Source organism: Pseudomonas sp. MAFF 730105 (assembly GCF_055380705.1).
Map to the genome: position 1 here is coordinate 2,269,159 of NZ_AP018438.1, position 19,076 is coordinate 2,288,234.

The window sequence follows — 19,076 nt, forward strand, 5'->3', positions numbered from 1 at the left end:
ACGTGCAGGCGAAGTGTCGTACCCGTTTCCGTATTCGATTATGGGCGCATTGTTATGCAGGTTGTGGTGTCCGCATTGAGTTCCACAAGACTCAATGCCCCATCGTGAAAGGAACAGCCGGTGTCGATGTAGACGACATTACCCAGGCAGGTGACGCTCGATACGGTTGAGTGCCCGACGTAAAGCCGGCTTATTCCCCTGATGGGGTCATTATTCTGCTGTTCGATTTTCCCCCGGGCATACAGCGCTGTTTTCAGGGCGCGGTGGCGGCTGTCTTCTCCAAAATGTCCGGACAAGGCGTCTTTGGCAGTCTGCCAGTCGCCATCGTCGTGTAGTAACGGAGCTTCGGCGTGCACGATGCCCATTTTTCTTCCGTCTACCAGGTCAACTTCAATGATCAGCGGAAGTCCCTGGAGGACATTGGACAGTTCATGCTGGGTCTTGGCTGCCAGCTCATAGAGCCAGGCCCCGCCGTTTCGGGTATGCCTGGCAATGTCGCCCTGTCCGGACACACAGTCGATGAGCATCTGTTCATGATTGCCTCGGACCGCGTGAAACCAGGGCTCCGTGAGCCAGTTCATCACGTCCAGGGAGTCCGGGCCGCGATCGATCAGGTCGCCAACCGAGAAAACACGATCCCGTTCTGCATTGAAATTGGCGTTAACCAAAAGCGACTTCAGAAGTTTGAAGTGTCCATGGACATCACCTACGACAAAGTCCCGGCCTTTTCCATTGGGGGAGAACGTTCTGATCGTGTTCATCGTCGGCATTTCATGTGGAGAGGGGAGAAGAGGAAGCAGCTTGCTCGCTCTTCTGGCCCGATAACATTATTTTTTCAATTGATAGTCCTGGCCCCACACCCGTACAGAACTGATGGGCTCGTTCTGCCCATCGAAGATGAACTTCTGCCGCACGGCGGCCTTGGGTGGAACAGTGACTTCATCCGGGTTTTCCATTGCCTTGAGGCTGTTGGCATAACCTGCCTGGTCGATAGCCAGCAAGACACCCGTCTGCCTGAGGTTGATCAGGCGCAGTTGCGTGTCGGTACTGTTCTTGAAACCGAGAGTGACTGTAAGGTTGTCATCACTGGGCTCCAGTTTCAGCACCTCGACGCCAATGCGCTCTTTCATTTGCTCGCCGGAGGAAATGATCGCTGCGCCATCGGTGCCCTGGGCCGATTCGCGGCCATCGAGTACACCTTCGCTCACACCACCCAACAGGTTCTTCCCAGCCGTGATGAACGATGAAACGGCGGCTTTGGTCGAGTCCTTGATGAGGCTGCCATCGGCCGGTTCAGCTTCGGCGAAGCACAAAGTGCTGGCCATGAGGCTGGAGACAAAGAAGAGGGAGCGTGACGGCAAGAGAGTCATACTGGAGTCCTTGAGAATGATCTGCAGCGTCGAGGCATGCAATGGCTGTCGAGTTTATCGCTGACCTACCCGCAAGATGAAATAAATCGATGCGGTTTCGAAGGGGGCAGGGGTTGAGCGAGTCGATGATAGTGCGATCAGTTCATGGGGCGGCATCAGCTGCACTGGCTTGAATCGCCTGACCAATGCACTTCTCGAACACCTGCACCATGGGGCCAAGAGTGCAGTTGTAAGCTGCAATGTTTGCAAAGATCCACTCTTCCTTTTCGATGCCCCACCAACTGATTTCAAACCCGGCATTCATGATGAGATGTTCGAAGAGAATGCGTTGGGCACGTCCATTGCCTTCGCGAAAGGGGTGGACGACGTTGATATCGGAATAGGCATCGGCCACGGCAACGATCAGGTCCGCCCGGGACAGTCCTTCGAACCAATGGGTGGCGGCCATGTTGCTGAAAATTTTCCCGGCTTCTTTTTCCATGAACTGCGGCTGGCAGAAGCGTGTGTCTTGCTTGGCCATCCCGACGGTGCGCAGTTCTCCGGCCCACTCGTACAAATCCGAGAAGAGTTGCCGGTGGATGTTCTGGAGGTAGGCCAGGTCGTAAGGGGGAGGGTTGAATTCGACGTGGTCCGCCGCGATGGCCGTGAGTTGTTGTTCGGCTTCGCTCAAGGTGGGTTCGTCGCGGATATCGAGTTTGTTGCGAAGGACAGTGGAGCCCGGGTAGCAATAGGCGTCTTCACCGACCCCATATTTGTCGGGCATCAGGTTCTGGTCTTGGTGAAGGTCTTCAAGACTTCTTCACGGGTCGGCATTTTGCATTCGCCATCGGAAAAGGTCACTTTGAAGCCTTCCAGGCGCAGGCTGGCCGCATAGTTGGACCGACGTGTCCTGGCCGCGTAGGCCTTCTTGGTTTCAAGGCTGATAGTGCCCATGGGGCTGGACCTCAAATCGCGTGGGTGAATGGATTATAACCCACCGATGACCAATGGCGCTTGCATCGCCCTGCTTCTCCAAATACTGTATGCATAACCAGTATCGAGAGCCCTCCCATGCAACTGATCGCCAAGCTCGGCATTCTCGCCGACGCTGCCAAGTATGACGCCTCCTGCGCCAGCAGTGGTGCACCCAAGCGCAGCTCTCGCGGTCGTGACGGGTTGGGAGCCACGGACGGCATGGGCATTTGCCATAGCTACACACCGGATGGGCGCTGCGTCTCGCTGCTCAAGGTGCTGCTGACCAATTTCTGCCTCTATGACTGCCAGTACTGTGTCAACCGCCGCTCCAGCAACGTGCCGAGGGCGCGCTTTACGCCGGAGGAGGTGGTGCGCCTGACGCTGGATTTCTATCGTCGCAATTGCATCAGCGGGCTGTTCCTGAGTTCCGGCATCATTCGGTCGGCCGACTACACCATGGAGCAACTGGTACGCGTGGCGCGTCTGTTGCGGGAGGTGCATCAGTTTCGTGGCTATATCCACCTCAAGACCATTCCCGATGCCGATCCGTTGCTGATCGAGGAGGCCGGGCGGCTGGCCGACCGCCTCAGCGTGAACATCGAATTACCCAGCGAGGCCAGTCTCAAGCGCCTGGCGCCGGAGAAGCAGCTGGTCACGATCCGCCAGGCCATGGGCACCATCCATCAGGGCCAGCAAGCAGTGGCCGGAGAAGTGCGCGCGCCTCGCTTTGCTCCGGCCGGGCAGAGCACCCAGGTGATCGTCGGGGCCGATGCCACGGACGATCATGCGATCCTGCAGAATGCCGAATCGCTCTACCAGGGGTATGGCCTGCGGCGGGTCTACTACTCGGCTTTCAGCCCGATTCCCGACAGCCCTGCCAGCGTGCCATTGGCGGCGCCGCCGTTGTTGCGCGAGCACAGGCTGTACCAGGCTGACTTCCTCATGCGCGGCTACGGCTACAAGGCGGGTGAAATCCTGGGGGGCGCCGGCAACCTGGACCTGGACATCGACCCCAAACTGGCCTGGGCGCTGGCGAACCGTGAAGTGTTCCCCCTCGACGTCAACCGTGCCGAACCCGCGTTGCTGGCGCGTATTCCGGGAATTGGCTTGCGCAGCGTGCAACGCCTGGTGGCGCTGCGTCGGGAACGACGGGTCCGCTACGACGATCTGGTGCAGTTGCGTTGCGTGCTGGAAAAGGCGCGACCGTTCATCGTCACCAGCGACTACCGGCCCGCCGAGGCTCAGATGCGCAGCGGCCTGCTGCGGGCGCGCTTGCGTGAGCCCCAAGGGCCCATGCAAATGGGGTTGTGGGGATGATTGCGCTGGATTGCCAGGATGATTTCCTGATATGGCGCGACCAGGCCCGCAAACTGCTCGGCCACGGCATCGACCCCGCTGAGGTGACCTGGACCCAAGGCCCCATGGCCGATTTGCTGGCCATGCCGACGCCGCTGCCGTCAGGCCCGGGTCCGTTTTCCACACGAGTGCCGGCGGCCTTGTTGACCCAGCTCGAGCAGGCCGGCCGTTACCAGGGCGAACAACGCTGGAGCCTGTTGTACGAAGTGCTCTGGCGTGTCGCCCATGGCGATCGCACGGCGATGCTCGCCGGTGATCGCCTGGGCAGCGAATTGCAGCGACGGATCAAACAAGTCAGCCGCGAGGCCCATCACCTCCATGCGTTTGTGCGCTTCATACCCTTGCCGCAGCCGCTTGCCGAGCAGTTGCAACTGGACCTCGTGGCCTTTCACGAGCCGGCCCATGACATCCTCGAAAGTGCGAGCGGCCATTTTGCCGAGCGGCTGGGCCGACAACGCTGGCTGATAGCGACGCCTCGCGATGGCATCCGGTTCGATGGTGAGGCCCTGGATTATCAGCGCCAATGTCCTGAGCAGTGGCAGCAATGGGCGCGTCACGCTGAAGACCCGGACGCAGAGTTATGGCGTACTTACTATCGACACACCTTCAACCCGGCGCGGGTCAATCCGCAGGCACTCAGACAGCACATGCCCGGGCGCTTCTGGCAGCACTTGCCCGAGGGAGAATTGATTCCCCGGCTGGTTGGGCTGGCGAGGCAGGGAAAGCAACGGGATGGGCAGGCGTTGGAGGTGGGGGAGAAGGTTGGGAAGCGGATCGTTGTGGGTGACTTCGCTCCTCTGCCAACTCAATTTCCCTCATCCTGATTTCCCTCCGTCGCAGCCCATAGTGCTGTGTTTGTGCAAATCCCGAACAGGTCCTGTGCCGTCCCCGCTGTGTTCAAGCACCAAACCTCTTTCTAGCATTCCTTCCCTCAACAACCAGGAAGGGAAATTCCCATGCAACGATTCACCCGCCGTTTCCTCGCCGCCTGTGCATTTTCCGGCATTGTCGCCAGCAGCGGCGCACTCGCGGAAAACCACCCAACCATCCGGGCCATGTCAGGCGCAACGCCGGCCGGCCAGTTGCCTGTTGGTAAAACCGCGTTACTGGTGATCGATTTTCAGAACGAATACTTCACCGGTAAGATGCCGATTCCTGATGGCGCGGCTGCGCTGGCCAATACCCGTAAGCTGATTGCCTTTGCCGATAACCACAAGATGCCGGTTTTCCATGTCCAACACGTCGCCCCCGCAGGTTCGGCGGTGTTCGCGAAGGATGGTGAAAGCGTGAAGTTTCATCCGGACATGCAACCCAGGGCCCAGGATGTGGTGTTGCAGAAAACCACCGTCAGCGTCTTCGGCAGTACCGACCTGGACAAGCGTCTGAAGCGCGCGGGTATCGAAAACCTGATCATTTCCGGCCTCATGACCCATGCGTGCGTGGCGGGTGCCGCTCGGGATGCGGCGCCTTTGGGCTACAACGTACTGGTCGCCTCCGACGCATCGGCGACTCGCGCGATTACCCGGGTCAACGGTGAGGCGATCGACAAGGACGCCTTGCACAAGGCCGCGCTGGCTGAAGTCGAGGATACCTTCGGTGATGTCATGACCACCGAGCAGATCATCAATTTACCGATACGCTGAGTCGATATGAATCAGATGCTCGCCATGGGCGTGTTCCGTTGCATTGTGGAGTCCCAGGGGTTTTCAGCCGCAGCGGAGCGGCTGGACACCACTCATTCCTCGGTGTCGCGACACTTGCAGCAATTGGAAAGCGCCTTGGGCGTGCGTCTGCTCAATCGCAATACCCGACGCATGAGCCTGACCGCGGCCGGCGAAAGGTACTACGCGGCTTGCGTGGATATCCTGGACCGCGTCGAGGCCGCCTCCCGCGCCGCGACCCTGGAGCAGGAGCGTCCCTCCGGACTGCTGCGAATCAGCGTGCCGCTGGTAACCGGTACGTTGGAACTGGCTCATTGGTTGCCGGCCTTCCAGCAACGCTATCCGGACATCCAGGTCGATTTGTCGTGCTCCGATCCCCTTGTCGACCTGGTGGCCGATGGGTTCGATGTGGCGTTGCGGATCTGCGGGCCGTTGGCCGACAGCAGCCTGGTCGCCCGTTTGCTCGGGGTGTCATCGCAAGTCTTGGTGGCGGCGCCGAGCTATGTAGCCAAGTACGGACTTCCTCTCAATGCCGTTGAGCTCAATCAGCACAGGCTGCTGACGTATGCGTCGGCTACCCAATGGTCATTGGTCAGCGAAGGAGGGGAGGCAATGACGTTGGATTGCAACAGCGCCTTTCATACGGACACCATCACCGCCTTGCACGCGTGTGCGTTGTCGGGCGGGGGAATCGCTGCATTTACCCTGGCGACGGTGCGGGACGATCTGCTGACGGGAAGGTTGGTGCGGATTCTGCCGGGGTACACACTTGGCACGCGGCACTACTATGCGCTGTATCCTCATGCCCGGAACTTGCCCCTCAAGGTCCGCGTGTTTGTTGATCACATGGCCCAGTACTACGAAGGAAAGCTCTGAGAGGGGGATGGGGATCCCCCCGAGAAGCGGGTTCAGCTTTTCATGGCCAGCTTGGCGGCTTGTTGTACCTGGGCGGCAGACAGGCTTCCATTCTTGCTCAGTTTTTCCAGGGAGGCGCTCGCTGTCATCAGGCTGGCGGTGAGTGTCGAGAGCGTGGCCTGCAACGCGCCGATTTTCGTCTGCTTGGTTTCCGGGGACATACTCTGGTCGGCCATGAGCGCCTGCATTTCTGACTGCTTTTCCTGGATTTTCTGCTTCAACTCCCGAATCATTTTCAGGATCTTCTGCACCTGGTCAGGCAATCCGCTTTCTTCAATGTCCTTGTTGGCATTGGCAGAGCGTCCGTTTGCGGCTTTTTGGAGGCCAACGCCTGACAGCGTCACTTTTACCCCTTCAACTTGCGTGCCCGTAGACGGTTTGGTTGCCGATGCCTCTGGTATTTCATTCGCTGATTTATCGGGCTCTACGCTGAACACGGAGGGTTGGCTGCTGTTGGAGATCGGTGCGCCGAAGGTAATCATGTTCAGTCCCTGGATGAGTTGGATGCTAGAACGCTATCGGCATGTGGTTTAGCGCCTTTAGATCTTTGGGACAGAGAATTGTTAAAGAGTGTATTCCTGGGAAAACGACGACCAGGCACGTCGATTCCCGCCTGTTGACAGGGGCGTTCTGTCTCTTCAAACAGCGTCTGGCAGCTATCGCAACGAAGCCCCCTCCAACGTCTTCCACAACTTGCGCATCGTCGGGTTCCGATTGGCGATCGCACAGTACGAGCGAATCTCCAACTGCGTGCTCCATTCGTCGCCCCCGGCCCTGACCAACAACCCTCGCTCCAATTCATCGGCCACCGCGCTCTGCGGCAACCAGGCCACGCCATAGCCTTCGACCGCCATGCGCATCAGCAGCATCGCCATGTCGGCCTCGTAGCAGCGCTCCAGTGCCGTCGGTGCGGGGCCGTTCTTGATGACGATGTCGGCGACGCGGCCCAGGAAGGTGGTGGCGGTATAGGCCAGGTAGGGCACCGGTTTGCCGGCGCGGCCTGGCAGGCGGAACAGCGGTTCGCCCTTGGCATTGGGGGCGCACAAGGGGATGAACGCGTCATGGCCCAGGGTCAGGCTGCCGAAGCGCTCGGCGTCCAGCAGGATGGGGGCGAGTGGGTGGTGATAGACCATCATCAAATCGCAGTTGCCTTCCTCGAGGGCAATGACGGCGTCGTGGATGTTGGCGGCGACGACCCGGGCGTTGAACTGTTCGTTGTGTTGCTGGAATTGGGAGAGCCATTTCGGCAGGAAGGTCATCGAGAGGCTGTGGGCCGCGGTGATCTGGATAGAGCGGCCCGGCATCCGCTCCACATCGCGTAACGTTGAGCGCAACCGCAGCAGGCCGGCCAATGCGTCCCGACTTTCCTCGCAAAAGGTGATGCCCGCCGCCGTTAGCTGGACGGGGTAGGTGCCGCGGTCTACCAGCTTGACCCCCACCCACTCCTCGAGCGAGCGGATACGGCGTGACAAGGCTGATTGTGTCACGCAACGGACTTCGGCGGCGCGTGAAAAGTTCTGCCATTCGGCGATCGCCAGAAGGTCATCCAGCCATTTGAGTTGCATACCCGATCTCCCCCTGCAGGTGAGCCAGTTTACGTCGCAATCGCCCGGCCCGGCGCGCCTGTTGCGTAACTATTCCAAAAGCGCATGAAGGTAGCTGGATTACTCATCATCTCGCCAGATCCGCTCCTTAGAATCGACCTTGCCAAGTAAAAAACTCCAAGAACTACTTGAGGACAGCACCGTGAAGAAAAATAAGCTCCCACGTCGAATTGCAATGGGCATTGCCCTGGGCGTGCTGGTGGGTTGGGCGTGTCACCATTTCGCAGGGAGCGAGCAAAGCGCCAAGGAGATCGCCGGTTACTTTTCGATGGTCACCGACATTTTCCTGCGGATGATCAAGATGATCATCGCCCCCTGGTGTTCGCGACGCTGGTCGGCGGTATCGCCAGCATGGGCAACTCCCGTTCCGTCGGGCGCATCGGTGCCCGAGCCATGGCCTGGTTCGTGACGGCGTCAATCGTTTCGCTGCTGATCGGGATGGGGCTGGTGAATCTGTTTCAGCCAGGCGCCGGGCTGAACCTGGACGTCGCGCAGCATGCGACCGCTGCGGTGTCGGTCAATACCGGTGATTTCAGCCTTAAGGCCTTCATCGGCCACGTGTTCCCCCGCAGCATCGCCGAAGCCATGGCGAACAACGAGATTCTGCAGATCGTGGTGTTTTCGCTGTTCTTTGGCTTCGCACTGGCTGGCGTCAAGCGGGCAGGCTACACCCGGATCACAGACGCTATCGAAGAGCTGGCGAAGGTGATGTTCAAGATCACCGACTACGTCATGGCTTTCGCGCCGATTGGCGTGTTTGCCGCCATCGCTTCGGCGATCACCACCCAGGGCCTCGGTTTGCTGGTCGACTATGGCAAGCTGATCGGCGAGTTCTACCTGGGCATCCTGATCCTCTGGACACTGTTGTTCGGTGCCGGCTACCTGTTCCTCGGACGCGCCGTGTTCCGGCTCGGCAAGCTCATCCGCGAGCCGATTCTCCTGGCCTTTTCCACCGCCAGCAGCGAGTCCGCCTACCCGAAAACCATCGAGGCGCTGGAGAAGTTCGGCGCGCCCAAGCGTGTCTCCAGCTTCGTATTGCCCCTGGGGTATTCGTTCAACCTGGACGGCTCGATGATGTACCAGGCCTTCGCCATCCTGTTCATCGCCCAGGCCTACAACATTGACCTCAGTTTCACTCAGCAGATGTTGATTCTCCTGACGCTCATGATCACCAGCAAAGGCATGGCCGGCGTGGCCCGCGCCTCGGTCGTCGTGGTCGCGGCCACACTGCCGATGTTCAATCTTCCCGAGGCGGGGTTGTTGCTGATCATCGGTATCGACCAGTTCCTGGACATGGCACGCACAGCCACCAACGTGGTGGGCAACAGCATCGCAACGGCGGTGGTCGCTCAATCCGAACCTCACGAGGAGGCGGTCGAGGATCGAGACACTGCCCCCGTCCGGTCTCGATCCGAGCCGGTTCCGGTTGTGTAGGGAGCAACCTCATGAAGGTGAAAGCGAAGTCGACCCAGCAAGCGCCTGCGGTTCGGAAGCTGGGCATCGTCGGCGGGCTTGGCTCACTGGCCGGTGGCGATCTGTTCTACAAGCTGGTCAAGTCCAGGGCGGTGCTTGAGGATCAGGGCCGCTACCATTTTCTGGTCGAGCAGCACCCGTTCAAGGACGTGCTGCTGCCCCTGGACACGAGTGCGAGCATGACGTCGCGCAAGTTCTATGTGTTCCAGGTGTGCAAGTCGTTCGAGGCCAATGGTTTCGACGCGGTGATGCTTCCATGCTTCGCCAGCCATACCTTCCGCGCGGAAATCCAGGACGAGCTGGGCATTGCGGTGCTGGACATGATGGCGGCCCTGGCCCGGCACGTCAGGCGCGCCGTCCGGCCGGGGGCAACGCTGGGTGTCATCGGCTCCGACTTCGTGCGTCACTGTGGATTGTTCGAACGGTACTTCTCGCAGGATTACCGGATCGTTTATCCCGATGCCGAGGCTCAGTCGGCTTTGATGGAGGCCATGTACGGTCTTGACGGCATCAAGGACGGTCACCTGGAGGGCGCGCCGCTGGAGGTGCTGCATCAGGCGTGCTTGTCGTTGCAGGCTCAGGGGGCGACGGTGATGCTTCCCGGCATGACCGAGCTTTCATTGGTCTGTGCCGAGTTGCAGCGAAGGGGTATGGCGGTGCTGGACATCAACTCGATCTACGCGGATTTCGCGACGCAGCAGCGGACGTCGCCAAGTCCACCAAGCTTCAAACTGGGCATCATGGGCGGTGTCGGGCCTGCCGCCACGGTGGATTTCATGGCCAAGGTGGTGGCTCATACGCCGGCGGACAGGGACCAGGACCACATCAGGATGGTGGTCGAACAGAACCCGCAGATACCGGATCGGACGGCCAACCTGCTGCGGGGTGAAACCGATCCGACCCTGGCGATGTATGCCACCTGCAAGCGCCTCGAAAGCGCGGGCGTCAACGCCATCGCGATTCCCTGCAACACCGCCCATGCCTTTGTCGAACGCATCCAGGCGAACCTGCGGGTGCCCATCGTGAATATGTTGAGCGAGACCGTGGAGTGGATCCTGCACCGATACGGGGCGGGCAAGATCATCGGGCTCCTGGCGACTTCCGGCACGGTACAGAGCCAGGTCTATCACCAGGCCGCACGCCGCGCCGGGCTGCAGATCCTGACGCCGGGGGTCGATTATCAGGCCATGGTCATGGACGCTATCTACGGGCCGCGGGGAATCAAGGCCGGTTTCACCGACGGGCTGTGCAGGGAACAGTTGCTGCTGGCGGCCGAGCACCTATGCGAACTGGGGGCAGGGGTGTTGATCCTTGGGTGTACGGAGCTGCCCCTGGTGCTCGAACACGGCGAGGCGTTTGAAATCAATGGGCACACGGTGGCGTTGGTGGACCCGACGATGATCCTGGCATTGAAGTGCATTGCCCTGGCGAAATGAGGTTGTCCTCTACAAGACTCAGCCTGTGGGTGTTTCACCTGAGCAAACACACAACATACTGTGGCGAGGGGATTTATCCCCGCTGGGTTGCGAAGCAGCCCTGAACCCTGGCACCTCGATGTACCAGACAGATTATGTTTGGCTGTCTTGGGGTTGCTTCGCAACCCAGCGGGGATAAATCCCCTCGCCACAGATGTTTTGCATCAATCCTTGTTCCGTAGCCCGGCAATATCTCGCTTGGGCGGCGCACCAAACAAGCGGCCATATTCGCGACTGAACTGGGACGGGCTTTCATAGCCCACCTTGAAGGCCGCGCTCGCCACATCCATGTGTTCGTTGAGCATCAGGCGTTTCGCTTCGTTCAGCCGCAGCCATTTCTGGTATTGCAGCGGGCTCATCGCGGTGAGTTGGCGGAAGTGATGGTGGAACGTGGGGCCGCTCATCTGCACACTCGCCGCAAGGTCTTCCACGCGGATCGGGTCGGTGTAGTTCAATTTCAGCCAGTCGATGGCCTTGGCGATCCGGTAGCCCTGGCTGTCCACGGAGGCGATCTGCCGCAGCCGGGCGGCCTGTTCGCTCATCAACAGACGATAATGGATTTCCCTCTGGATCAGTGGCGCGAGGATCGGAATCGCGTCGGGTTCATCCAGCAGACCCAGCAGGCGTATGAATGGCGCGAGCAGCTCGGGCGTCACCGCGCCGATGTTCGCGCCGACGCCGACGGGGCGATCCCGACCGGGTGCCAGGCTGCCCTGGGCGACCAGGTCGGCGACCAGGCGCAAGTCGAGCTTGAAGACCAGTCCCAGACAGGGTTGCTCCGGGCTGGCCTGGGTCACCTCGGAATCGGCGGGCAGGTCCAGCGAGGTGATAAGGAAGCGCGAGGCATCGTAGCCATAGGCCTCGCCGCCGAGCCACAGTTGCTTCGCACCCTGGGCCACGAGGACGATGCTCGGTTCGATCATGCAGATGGCAGGCGGCGCGGGGGTATCACGGCGAAACAGGCTGAGGCCGGCGATCGAGGTTGCATAGTCCCCCGTCCGCAGGGCCCGCGCGCCAATGTTGTCGGCGAGTGTCTCTTGCAACGATGTGCGCCGGGTCGTCATGGTGTGCTCAGGTTTCAGGTTGGGTTGATAGCTTTAGGCAGAACATTACCTCGCCAAGCGAAGCGCTGACTATATGTCGCGTGCAGGTTCACAGAATCGGGCAAGAATTGCAGAGAAATACTCTACCGGTCATCTAGAGATAACCGCTGAAATGGGCGTGTGCTGCGGTGCTGTTCCCGAGGCCCGAGCGGACCCGCTCTTGCGGCGCAGCAAAAGCGTTTACCTCAGCGACAGGATGCATACTCGATGACCGATACCTCTTTGCCGAAATCACACGGCCAACCCGCATGGAGTGCCGTGCTTGCCATGGCGCTCGCCGCGTTCGCGCTCGTAGCGTCGGAATTCATGCCGGTCAGCCTGCTGACGCCGGTAGCAGCGGATCTGCATGTCAGCGAGGGGCAGGCCGGCCAGGGCATTGCCGTGTCCGGCGCCTTCGCGCTGATCACCAGTCTGTTCATTGCCTCGATTGCGGCCAGGATCGACCGTAAATGGCTGCTGTCGGCCCTGACACTGCTGATGATCCTCTCCGGGACGGTGGTCGCGCTGGCGCCTGATTACCTGACGTTCATGGCGGGACGCGCCTTGATCGGGGTTGCAATCGGTGGCTTCTGGTCGCTGTCGGCGGCCACGGCCATGCGACTGGTACCGGACAATCATCTGCCGCGTGCCTTGGCCATCGTCAATGGCGGCAACGCCCTGGCGACGGTGGTGGCGGCGCCGTTGGGCAGTTTCCTGGGCGCGATCATCGGTTGGCGTGGCGCGTTCTTCTGCATCGTGCCCGTGGCTGCGATTGCCCTGGTCTGGCTGCTGTTGCGGATGCCGACAATGCGGGTCCGGCACTCGCAGACGAAACAGGGCAGCAGCAATGTCTTCAGGCTGATGACCCGGGCGCCGGTTGCATGGGGCATGTTGGCGGTCAGCACGTTTTTCATGGGGCAGTTCATGCTGTTCACTTACCTGCGTCCGTTCCTCGAAAGCGTGACCCAAGTGAGTGTCTCCCTGCTTTCGTTCATGTTGCTGGTCATCGGCGTGGCCGGTTTCCTGGGCACTTTCCTGATTGGCGCATTCCTGAAGAAGGGCTTGTATCGGACCCTGATCATAATCCCCTTGTTGATGGCGGCGATTGCCATTGCGCTGGTGGGGTTCGGCGCGTCCGCGGTTGCCACGACCGTCTTGTTGGGATTATGGGGACTGGTGGCGACTGCCGCGCCTGTCGGGTGGTGGACCTGGCTGGCGCGAATACTGCCGGACGATGCAGAGGCCGGAGGCGGGCTGATGGTGGCAATCGTCCAGCTCGCCATCGGGTCGGGCGCGACGGTCGGTGGTCTTCTGTTTGATCTGAACGGCTACCAGGCGACCTTCGAAACCAGTGCGGCGGTGCTGGGCGTTGCCGCCATCCTGACCATGCTGGCTGGCCGCGCTACGGCTCGGGAGTCGTTAGCGATGCCGAGCACCGCGGCATTCAGCGCGGTGGGTAGCTGAGCAAGTCAGCTGACCGTTGAGCGCTTGCGGTTGGTGGCCTATTGATATCTTGGTAAACTCGGCTCTCGCGATCCATCAGGCCGTCAGTTGTGTCTACCGAACGAATTCCCCAGTTGGAGCAAGCCCTTATGGCCGTTATCGCTGCCGCAGGGAAAATGGGTGTCTGCAGCGATGAGCTGTGTGCCCAGGCGGTGGGCGGATTGATGTCCGATCGCTACTGGAGCTGGGCGAATGCCCTCTATGTACAAGGCGCGGCCGATGAGATCGACAACGCCTTGAACAGGCTGGTGGCACGGCCGATGGCGCAAGTGACGTCGCCCGCCGCTGAAGTTGGCAGCGGCGTGACACTCCAGTCGGCCTTCCAGGCCAGCAATTAGACTGCGTGCGTTAACCCCAGACCTTCCTCCACCAGCGCAACCAATGCATCTTCGTCCAGTGCCAAGGGCTCGGACTGCGGTTGTCCGTTCGACTGGACATGCCACCGCGATTCACCATGCTCGCCGACGGTTCGCAGAAGACAGCGTGTCTGCCCCTTCAGGTGGATTTCAATACAGCCCTCTCCATGAGAGGAGAAGCGGGCAATCGGGTCGAGCTCGATGCGGTGATGGTTTCCTTCCATCGACAGTCGATCAATGGCGTAGTTGTACGTCGAACCGCTGGAATGGCTTTCGAACACGTGGGTGGGATTGCGCCGAATCGTCAGCCCGGCCTCGCAGACCGGCGCCAGCCAGGTTTCGATCTGGTGGTACAGCTCATAGACCTGGGCGGGCCAATGTTCAATCGCCAGGTCGGCGTTGTTATCCGTATCGGCACGGCTTTGCCGGGTTTGCCTCAGTTTGGCTGCCAGCTCGTCTGCCTTGCTCATGTTAATGCTCCCTGTCGTAGTGATGAGGTGAGCTTAGCTGATGGGGGCAGGGGTTCAGTTGCGTTGGGTCAGGGGAAGGCTTTCGAGTGTAGGGGCGAGCTTGCTCGCGAAGGCGTCAGGCCAGTCAATTCTGGGTGGGTTTATGCACCGCTATCGCGAGCAGGCTCGCTCCCACAGTTGTTTAGCGACGAGCACAATATCTCGGTTCAACACGACGCCCCTGTGGGAGCGAGCCTGCTCGCGAAGGCGCCGGGTCAGTCAATCCTGGGCTAGCTGATGCACCGCTATCGCGAGCAAGCCCGCTCCCACAGTTGTTTAGCGACGAGCACAATATCTCGGCTCAACACGACTCCTCCGTGGGAGCGAGCCTGCTCGCGAAGGCGCCGGTCAGTCAATCCTGGGCTAGCTGATGCACCGCTTTCGCGAGCAAGCCCGCTCCCACAGTTGTTTAGCGACGAGCACAATATCTCGGCTCAACACGACTCCTCCGTGGGAGCGAGCCTGCTCGCGAAGGCGCCGGTCAGTCAATCCTGGGCTAGCTGATGCACCGCTTTCGCGAGCAAGCCCGCTCCCACAGTTGTTTAGCGACGAGCACAATATCTCGGTTCAACACGACTCCCCTGTGGGAGCAAGCCTGCTCGCGAAGGCGCCGGGTCAGTCAATCCTGGGCTAGCTGATGCACCGCTATCGCGAGCAGGCTCGCTCCCACAGTTGTTTAGCGACGAGCACAATATCTCGGCTCAACACGACTCCTCTGTGGGAGCGAGCCTGCTCGCGATAGTGCCGGGTCAGTCAATCCTGGGCTAGCTGATGCACCGCTTTCGAGAGCAAGCCCGCTCCCACGGGGTTCCGGTTGAACCTGATCTCAGCTTGGTATTAGCGCCGTAGCTGATGTTTCGGCGTCGCCCGCGCCGGGATTTCGTGGTCGCTTTCCCCGGTAGCCTGCGCAGGCATGTGCGGCAGCGAAGCGACGTGGACGGTTCGCGCAGGAATCGCGAAGCGCACGCCGATTTTCGCGAATTCTTCCATCATGCCCAGGTTGATCGCCTGCTGGATGTCCATGTAGATGTTGTAGCTGGGGTCCAGCACGATATACACCGTTTCGAATTCCAGAGCGCTCTGGCCGATGCCGCGAAAGTGCGAGCGGTCGAAGCGGGTCTTTTCCTGTGCCTTGATGATGCGTTCGACAATGACTGGTACCTGCTTGAGCTGTTCCGTGGAGCAGTCGAGCGGCAGGGCGAATTCGAAAACGATGCGCCGCTCCTGGAGCCGTTTGTAGTTCTGGATGGTGGTGCTGATCATCTCCGCGTTGGCCATCACGATCTGTTCGCCACCCAGGCTGCGGATCCGCGTGGTCTTCAGGCCGACGTGTTCGACGGTCCCGGCCAGGGAACCGACGACGATGAAGTCGCCGACCTCGAAGGGTTTATCCACGGCAATGGACAGCGACGCAAACAGGTCGCCAAGGATGTTCTGCACCGCCAGCGCCACGGCGATGCCGCCGACGCCGAGGCTGGCGATAAACGCGGTGATGTTCACGCCAAGGTTGGAGAGCATCGCCAGCAGCACCATGGCCCAGAGAAATACCTTCGCGCCCCACAGGCTCAGGGTCGCCAGGGCACTTTTCTGGTGGATTTCGGTGTGGTTGTGACGGGCGAAATAGTGCAGCAGTACGAGGGCGATGGCTCGGTTGGCCCAGAGCCCCATCTGCAGGGCGGCCACCACGAACCAGAGACTGCTGACTCGGCTGAGCCAACGCTCCGGCAAGTCCAGTACGCCAATGCCGATCAGGATCGAAGCCAGCAACAACAGGGTATTACTGGTGCTGGAGAGCACTTCGACGGCGATGTGGCTGAGGTAGGCGTTGGGTTTTTGCGCCCGGGCCCGCACGTTCTTCAGGAGGAAGCCGATGCTCGCCCTGGCGACGATGAAGCTCACCGTCATCACGCCGAGAGCAAGCAGCCAGTTGGCGATGGAGATGCCCAGCAACTGGGTATCGGTAAAGATTTCAAGGGAGCTTGAGTCCATGGATCGGTCACCTGCGCCGTTGCTTTTCGGGTTCAGGCCCTATCTAGCGTGGGAGTCTGGACAGGACCACGAACTTCGTTAGGTGATGTGAGGTACAAGCCGTTCAATTTTATTAACTGCCTGTTGTTGCGAGCGTCAGTGGGCGCGGCGTAGTGTCCTGTGCGAGACCGATGAAAGAGTGACAGCCATGCGCATGACAGCACTGAGTAGCGGCGACCTGGAACCCCTGCGCGAAGCGCTCCTCCTGGCCGGTTTGCCTGCGGATGACCTCAGCCTGCCCGGCCGGCGGTTTTTCAGGTTCAGGCAGCAAGACAGTGATGTGGCGTTTGGCGGGATCGAGGGAACGGGAGGCGACCGCTTGTTGCGTTCGTTGGTCGTCCTCGAGGGCCGACGAGGGCAGGGCACTGGCGCGGCGGTGCTGGCCGCCCTTGAAGCCTTTGCAAAAAACGAAGGGGTAGAGCGGGTTCACTTGCTGACTGAAAGTGCCACCGATTTTTTTGCTGCCCATGGTTATCAGGTGCAGGAACGTTCGCTGGCGCCTGCGGCAATCAGCTCGACGGTCCAGTTCAAGAGTTTATGCCCGGCTTCGGCGACTTACCTGAGCAAGCGACTCACTTAACGCAGCAGGTGCACCGCCAGCCCGGCCAGCCCGCACGCCACCAGGACCTGGATCACGCCACGCTTGTAGCGAAACAATGCAATGGCCGCCAATAGGGCAATGATTGCCGATGGCCAGTCCAGCGCACCGGCAAAGCCGTTGGGCCAGAGCACGTGGTAGCCGAAGAAGCAGGCCAGGTTGAGGATCACGCCGACCACCGCGGCAGTAATCGCCGTCAGCGGTGCGGTGAACTTCAACGCGTTGTGGGTCGACTCGACCAACGGACCGCCGGCGAGGATGAACAGGAACGAGGGCAGGAAGGTGAACCAGGTCACCAGCGTGGCCGCAACGGCACCGGCGAGAAAGGCCTGTTCGGGGCCGAACACCTGCATCACATAGCCGCCGACGAAACCGACGAAGGCCACCACCATGATCAAGGGGCCTGGGGTGGTTTCGCCCAGGGCCAGGCCGTCGATCATCTGTGTCGGAGTCAGCCAGCCAAAGTGTGCGACAGCTCCCTGATACACGTAAGGCAACACTGCATAGGCGCCACCGAAAGTCAGCAGCGCGGCTTTGGTGAAAAACCAGGCCATCTGCGTGAAGGTGCCTTCCCAGCCGAATGTCAGAGTCAACAGGCCCATTGGCAAGACCCAAAGCAAGGCACCGATGATCGCCAGCCGGATGAGCCTGAAAGTGCTGAACCGGGCATGTTCCGGGGTCGGGGTGTCGTCGTCGATCAAGGCTGGCCCGAAGGACCGATGCCCGGGCGCCTGGCCGCCAAGGTTGAATTTTTCCGGCGCCCAGCGCCCACCGAAATAGCCGATGACGGCGGCCCCGAGCACGATCAGCGGGAAGGGGACGTTGAAGGCGAATATTGCAGCGAACGATGCGATGGCTATCGCCCACAACCCACTGTTGCGCAGTGCACGAGAGCCTATGCGGTGGGCGGCATGGACGACGATTGCTGTCACGGCGGGCTTGATGCCATAGAAAATCCCCGCCACCACCGGCACTTCACCGAAGGCGACGTACAGCCAGGACAAGGCGATGAGGATAAACAACGAAGGTAATACGAACAGCGCGCCGGCGATGACTCCGCCCCGGCCCCGATGCATCAGCCAGCCCAGATAGGTCGCCAACTGCTGGGCCTCGGGTCCAGGCAGCAACATGCAGTAGTTGAGGGCGTGCAGGAAACGCCGTTCGGAAATCCAGCGCCGACGCTCCACCAGCTCCTGATGCATGATCGCGATCTGTCCTGCCGGCCCGCCAAAACTGATGAAACCCAATTTGAGCCAGAACCAGAAAGCTTCGCGCAGGCTGACCGCCGAGGGGGCTTCGAGGGTTCGGGAGGGATTGTCCATGGTCGGCGGCATACTTGGCGGTGGAAGGCGAACTACGTTAGGGGGCGTCACGCAATTTGGATAGCCCCCGCCAGGGTTTCCCTGTAAAAAACACCTCCTTTCACCGCCTTGAAACATAACCCTTGAACAATCACCGACCGAGTCGACCTCACCGTTTACAGGACTGCCCAAGGAGCGGGTCAATGAAACAACGTTTTGCGATAGTCATGCTGCTCGCGCTCACAGTGGGCTTCATGGGGATGGGCGATGCCCGTGAATCACGCAGTGCCCGGGCGGAGTCCGTCGCGGGAGTGTTCGATTACTACGTGCTGTCGCTGTCCTGGTCTCCGACGTTCTGCCTGACGCACTCGAACGACGCTCAATGCTCCGGCAAGGGCTACGGTTTTGTCCTGCACGGTCTCTGGCCGCAATACGTCAAGGGCGGCTGGCCGCAGTCCTGTGAGCCGAGGGTGCCGCTGACGGTGGCCGAGCGGGAAAAGGGCCTGACGCTGTTTCCGACGCGCAAATTGCTGGAGCACGAGTGGTCCAAGCACGGCACGTGCACCGGTCTTGATGCCATGGGTTTCCTGGAGGCGTCCGACAAGGCGTTGGCGGAGGTGAAGGTGCCGTCGCAGTTGCAACCTCCCAGTTCGTCTTACTATTTTGAAGCCAAGGAGATTGCCCGGCTGTTCCGACAAAGCAATCCTGGCATTCCGGCTGATGGTATTGCAGTCATCTGCAGCGGGCCGCAATTGTCGGAAGTCCGGGTGTGCATGGACAAGGACCTGACGTTCGCCAGTTGCGGCAGGGGTGTCAAGACTCAGTGCCGAGACGGGGATGTCCGGGTACCGCCGGTGCGGTGAGGCAGTCTCTGTGCCCCATGGTGAAGGT

Annotated in this window: 19 protein-coding genes and 1 pseudogene; 10 read left to right on the forward strand and 10 right to left on the reverse strand. The window is 60.5% G+C overall.

Annotated features, from left to right (window positions below; genetic code table 11):
• Nucleotides 1-38 precede the first annotated feature (38 nt).
• The 4 genes from PCOSP_RS10195 to PCOSP_RS10210 all read right to left on the reverse strand — a co-directional run bounded on the left by PCOSP_RS10195 (nt 39) and on the right by PCOSP_RS10210 (nt 2,303).
• A complete protein-coding gene (locus tag PCOSP_RS10195; protein WP_139648759.1) occupies nt 39-761 on the reverse strand; it encodes a metallophosphoesterase in 723 nt (240 codons plus the stop codon).
• Between the two features lie 66 nt (nt 762-827).
• Nucleotides 828-1,370, reverse strand: a complete 543-nt coding sequence (locus PCOSP_RS10200; protein ID WP_139648757.1) for a hypothetical protein — start codon at nt 1,368-1,370, stop codon at nt 828-830.
• A 142-nt stretch (nt 1,371-1,512) separates the two neighbouring features.
• Nucleotides 1,513-2,133, reverse strand: a complete 621-nt coding sequence (locus tag PCOSP_RS10205) for a putative adenosine monophosphate-protein transferase Fic (RefSeq protein WP_464711045.1) — start codon at nt 2,131-2,133, stop codon at nt 1,513-1,515.
• Nucleotides 2,133-2,303 carry a YhfG family protein gene (locus tag PCOSP_RS10210; RefSeq protein ID WP_122319437.1) on the reverse strand — a complete coding sequence of 57 codons (171 nt, stop codon included), beginning with the start codon at nt 2,301-2,303 and terminating at the stop codon, nt 2,133-2,135. Before PCOSP_RS10210 ends, PCOSP_RS10205 begins: the two co-directional genes overlap by 1 nt.
• 117 nt (nt 2,304-2,420) lie before the next feature.
• On the opposite strand from PCOSP_RS10210, the gene PCOSP_RS10215 reads away from it, so the two are divergent.
• The 4 genes from PCOSP_RS10215 (at nt 2,421) to PCOSP_RS10230 (ending at nt 6,217) form a co-directional block, all read left to right on the forward strand.
• The gene (locus PCOSP_RS10215; protein WP_055128224.1) at nt 2,421-3,641 is read left to right on the forward strand and encodes a putative DNA modification/repair radical SAM protein; all 1,221 of its coding nucleotides are present in this window, start codon (nt 2,421-2,423) and stop codon (nt 3,639-3,641) included.
• Nucleotides 3,632-4,504: a TIGR03915 family putative DNA repair protein gene (locus tag PCOSP_RS10220; RefSeq protein WP_139648749.1), complete on the forward strand. Its 873-nt coding sequence runs from the start codon at nt 3,632-3,634 to the stop codon at nt 4,502-4,504. Before PCOSP_RS10215 ends, PCOSP_RS10220 begins: the two co-directional genes overlap by 10 nt.
• A 132-nt stretch (nt 4,505-4,636) precedes the next feature.
• On the forward strand, nt 4,637-5,323 hold the full coding sequence (locus tag PCOSP_RS10225; protein ID WP_139648747.1) for a cysteine hydrolase family protein: 687 nt from the start codon (nt 4,637-4,639) through the stop codon (nt 5,321-5,323).
• 6 nt (nt 5,324-5,329) lie between these two features.
• Entirely contained in the window at nt 5,330-6,217 is an 888-nt protein-coding gene (locus PCOSP_RS10230; RefSeq protein ID WP_464711048.1) for a LysR family transcriptional regulator, read from the forward strand.
• Nucleotides 6,218-6,249: 32 nt separating this feature from the next.
• On the opposite strand, the gene PCOSP_RS10235 is transcribed toward PCOSP_RS10230, so the two are convergent.
• Complete coding sequence (locus PCOSP_RS10235; RefSeq protein ID WP_257225704.1) at nt 6,250-6,738, reverse strand: hypothetical protein; 489 nt, start codon at nt 6,736-6,738, stop codon at nt 6,250-6,252.
• Nucleotides 6,739-6,912: 174 nt separating this feature from the next.
• Nucleotides 6,913-7,821 (reverse strand): LysR substrate-binding domain-containing protein, encoded by a 909-nt coding sequence (locus PCOSP_RS10240; protein ID WP_464711050.1) that lies wholly within the window; start codon nt 7,819-7,821, stop codon nt 6,913-6,915.
• Between the two features lie 181 nt (nt 7,822-8,002).
• Here PCOSP_RS10240 and PCOSP_RS10245 point away from each other — a divergent pair.
• A pseudogene (locus tag PCOSP_RS10245) lies at nt 8,003-9,294 on the forward strand (dicarboxylate/amino acid:cation symporter).
• An 11-nt stretch (nt 9,295-9,305) separates the two neighbouring features.
• Nucleotides 9,306-10,769 (forward strand): cysteate racemase, encoded by a 1,464-nt coding sequence (gene cuyB, locus PCOSP_RS10250; RefSeq protein ID WP_464711052.1) that lies wholly within the window; start codon nt 9,306-9,308, stop codon nt 10,767-10,769.
• A gap of 203 nt (nt 10,770-10,972) precedes the next feature.
• On the opposite strand, the gene PCOSP_RS10255 is transcribed toward cuyB, so the two are convergent.
• Nucleotides 10,973-11,872, reverse strand: a complete 900-nt coding sequence (locus PCOSP_RS10255) for an AraC family transcriptional regulator (protein WP_464711053.1) — start codon at nt 11,870-11,872, stop codon at nt 10,973-10,975.
• 246 nt (nt 11,873-12,118) lie between these two features.
• Between PCOSP_RS10255 and PCOSP_RS10260 the strand changes: the two genes are divergently transcribed.
• Both PCOSP_RS10260 and PCOSP_RS10265 read left to right on the forward strand, forming a co-directional pair.
• Complete coding sequence (locus PCOSP_RS10260) at nt 12,119-13,354, forward strand: MFS transporter (protein ID WP_464711054.1); 1,236 nt, start codon at nt 12,119-12,121, stop codon at nt 13,352-13,354.
• Nucleotides 13,355-13,482: 128 nt separating this feature from the next.
• Entirely contained in the window at nt 13,483-13,731 is a 249-nt protein-coding gene (locus PCOSP_RS10265; RefSeq protein WP_464711055.1) for a hypothetical protein, read from the forward strand.
• Here the strand turns inward: PCOSP_RS10265 and PCOSP_RS10270 are convergent.
• Together PCOSP_RS10270 and PCOSP_RS10275 are read right to left on the reverse strand one after the other, a co-directional pair.
• Nucleotides 13,728-14,219 (reverse strand): hypothetical protein, encoded by a 492-nt coding sequence (locus PCOSP_RS10270; RefSeq protein ID WP_139648734.1) that lies wholly within the window; start codon nt 14,217-14,219, stop codon nt 13,728-13,730. The two genes, PCOSP_RS10265 and PCOSP_RS10270, sit on opposite strands and share 4 nt — an antisense overlap.
• A gap of 876 nt (nt 14,220-15,095) precedes the next feature.
• On the reverse strand, nt 15,096-16,247 hold the full coding sequence (locus PCOSP_RS10275) for a mechanosensitive ion channel family protein (protein ID WP_464711057.1): 1,152 nt from the start codon (nt 16,245-16,247) through the stop codon (nt 15,096-15,098).
• A gap of 187 nt (nt 16,248-16,434) precedes the next feature.
• On the opposite strand from PCOSP_RS10275, the gene arsN2 reads away from it, so the two are divergent.
• Nucleotides 16,435-16,866: an arsenic resistance N-acetyltransferase ArsN2 gene (gene arsN2, locus PCOSP_RS10280; protein WP_139641671.1), complete on the forward strand. Its 432-nt coding sequence runs from the start codon at nt 16,435-16,437 to the stop codon at nt 16,864-16,866.
• Here arsN2 and chrA read toward each other — a convergent pair.
• The gene (gene chrA / locus PCOSP_RS10285; protein ID WP_464711059.1) at nt 16,863-18,206 is read right to left on the reverse strand and encodes a chromate efflux transporter; all 1,344 of its coding nucleotides are present in this window, start codon (nt 18,204-18,206) and stop codon (nt 16,863-16,865) included. The two genes, arsN2 and chrA, sit on opposite strands and share 4 nt — an antisense overlap.
• 182 nt (nt 18,207-18,388) lie before the next feature.
• Here chrA and PCOSP_RS10290 point away from each other — a divergent pair, with 182 nt between their 5' ends.
• Entirely contained in the window at nt 18,389-19,048 is a 660-nt protein-coding gene (locus tag PCOSP_RS10290; RefSeq protein ID WP_464711060.1) for a ribonuclease T2 family protein, read from the forward strand.
• Nucleotides 19,049-19,076 lie beyond the last annotated feature (28 nt).

Coding starts and splice junctions, on each gene's coding strand:
- PCOSP_RS10195 (WP_139648759.1), bottom strand. CDS start 761: ATGAACACGATCAGAACGTTCTCCCCCAATGGAAAAGGCCGGGACTTT.
- PCOSP_RS10200 (WP_139648757.1), bottom strand. CDS start 1,370: ATGACTCTCTTGCCGTCACGCTCCCTCTTCTTTGTCTCCAGCCTCATG.
- PCOSP_RS10205 (WP_464711045.1), bottom strand. CDS start 2,133: ATGCCCGACAAATATGGGGTCGGTGAAGACGCCTATTGCTACCCGGGC.
- PCOSP_RS10210 (WP_122319437.1), bottom strand. CDS start 2,303: ATGGGCACTATCAGCCTTGAAACCAAGAAGGCCTACGCGGCCAGGACA.
- PCOSP_RS10215 (WP_055128224.1), top strand. CDS start 2,421: ATGCAACTGATCGCCAAGCTCGGCATTCTCGCCGACGCTGCCAAGTAT.
- PCOSP_RS10225 (WP_139648747.1), top strand. CDS start 4,637: ATGCAACGATTCACCCGCCGTTTCCTCGCCGCCTGTGCATTTTCCGGC.
- PCOSP_RS10230 (WP_464711048.1), top strand. CDS start 5,330: ATGAATCAGATGCTCGCCATGGGCGTGTTCCGTTGCATTGTGGAGTCC.
- PCOSP_RS10235 (WP_257225704.1), bottom strand. CDS start 6,738: ATGATTACCTTCGGCGCACCGATCTCCAACAGCAGCCAACCCTCCGTG.
- PCOSP_RS10240 (WP_464711050.1), bottom strand. CDS start 7,821: ATGCAACTCAAATGGCTGGATGACCTTCTGGCGATCGCCGAATGGCAG.
- cuyB (WP_464711052.1), top strand. CDS start 9,306: ATGAAGGTGAAAGCGAAGTCGACCCAGCAAGCGCCTGCGGTTCGGAAG.
- PCOSP_RS10255 (WP_464711053.1), bottom strand. CDS start 11,872: ATGACGACCCGGCGCACATCGTTGCAAGAGACACTCGCCGACAACATT.
- PCOSP_RS10260 (WP_464711054.1), top strand. CDS start 12,119: ATGACCGATACCTCTTTGCCGAAATCACACGGCCAACCCGCATGGAGT.
- PCOSP_RS10265 (WP_464711055.1), top strand. CDS start 13,483: ATGGCCGTTATCGCTGCCGCAGGGAAAATGGGTGTCTGCAGCGATGAG.
- PCOSP_RS10270 (WP_139648734.1), bottom strand. CDS start 14,219: ATGAGCAAGGCAGACGAGCTGGCAGCCAAACTGAGGCAAACCCGGCAA.
- PCOSP_RS10275 (WP_464711057.1), bottom strand. CDS start 16,247: ATGGACTCAAGCTCCCTTGAAATCTTTACCGATACCCAGTTGCTGGGC.
- arsN2 (WP_139641671.1), top strand. CDS start 16,435: ATGCGCATGACAGCACTGAGTAGCGGCGACCTGGAACCCCTGCGCGAA.
- chrA (WP_464711059.1), bottom strand. CDS start 18,206: ATGGACAATCCCTCCCGAACCCTCGAAGCCCCCTCGGCGGTCAGCCTG.
- PCOSP_RS10290 (WP_464711060.1), top strand. CDS start 18,389: ATGAAACAACGTTTTGCGATAGTCATGCTGCTCGCGCTCACAGTGGGC.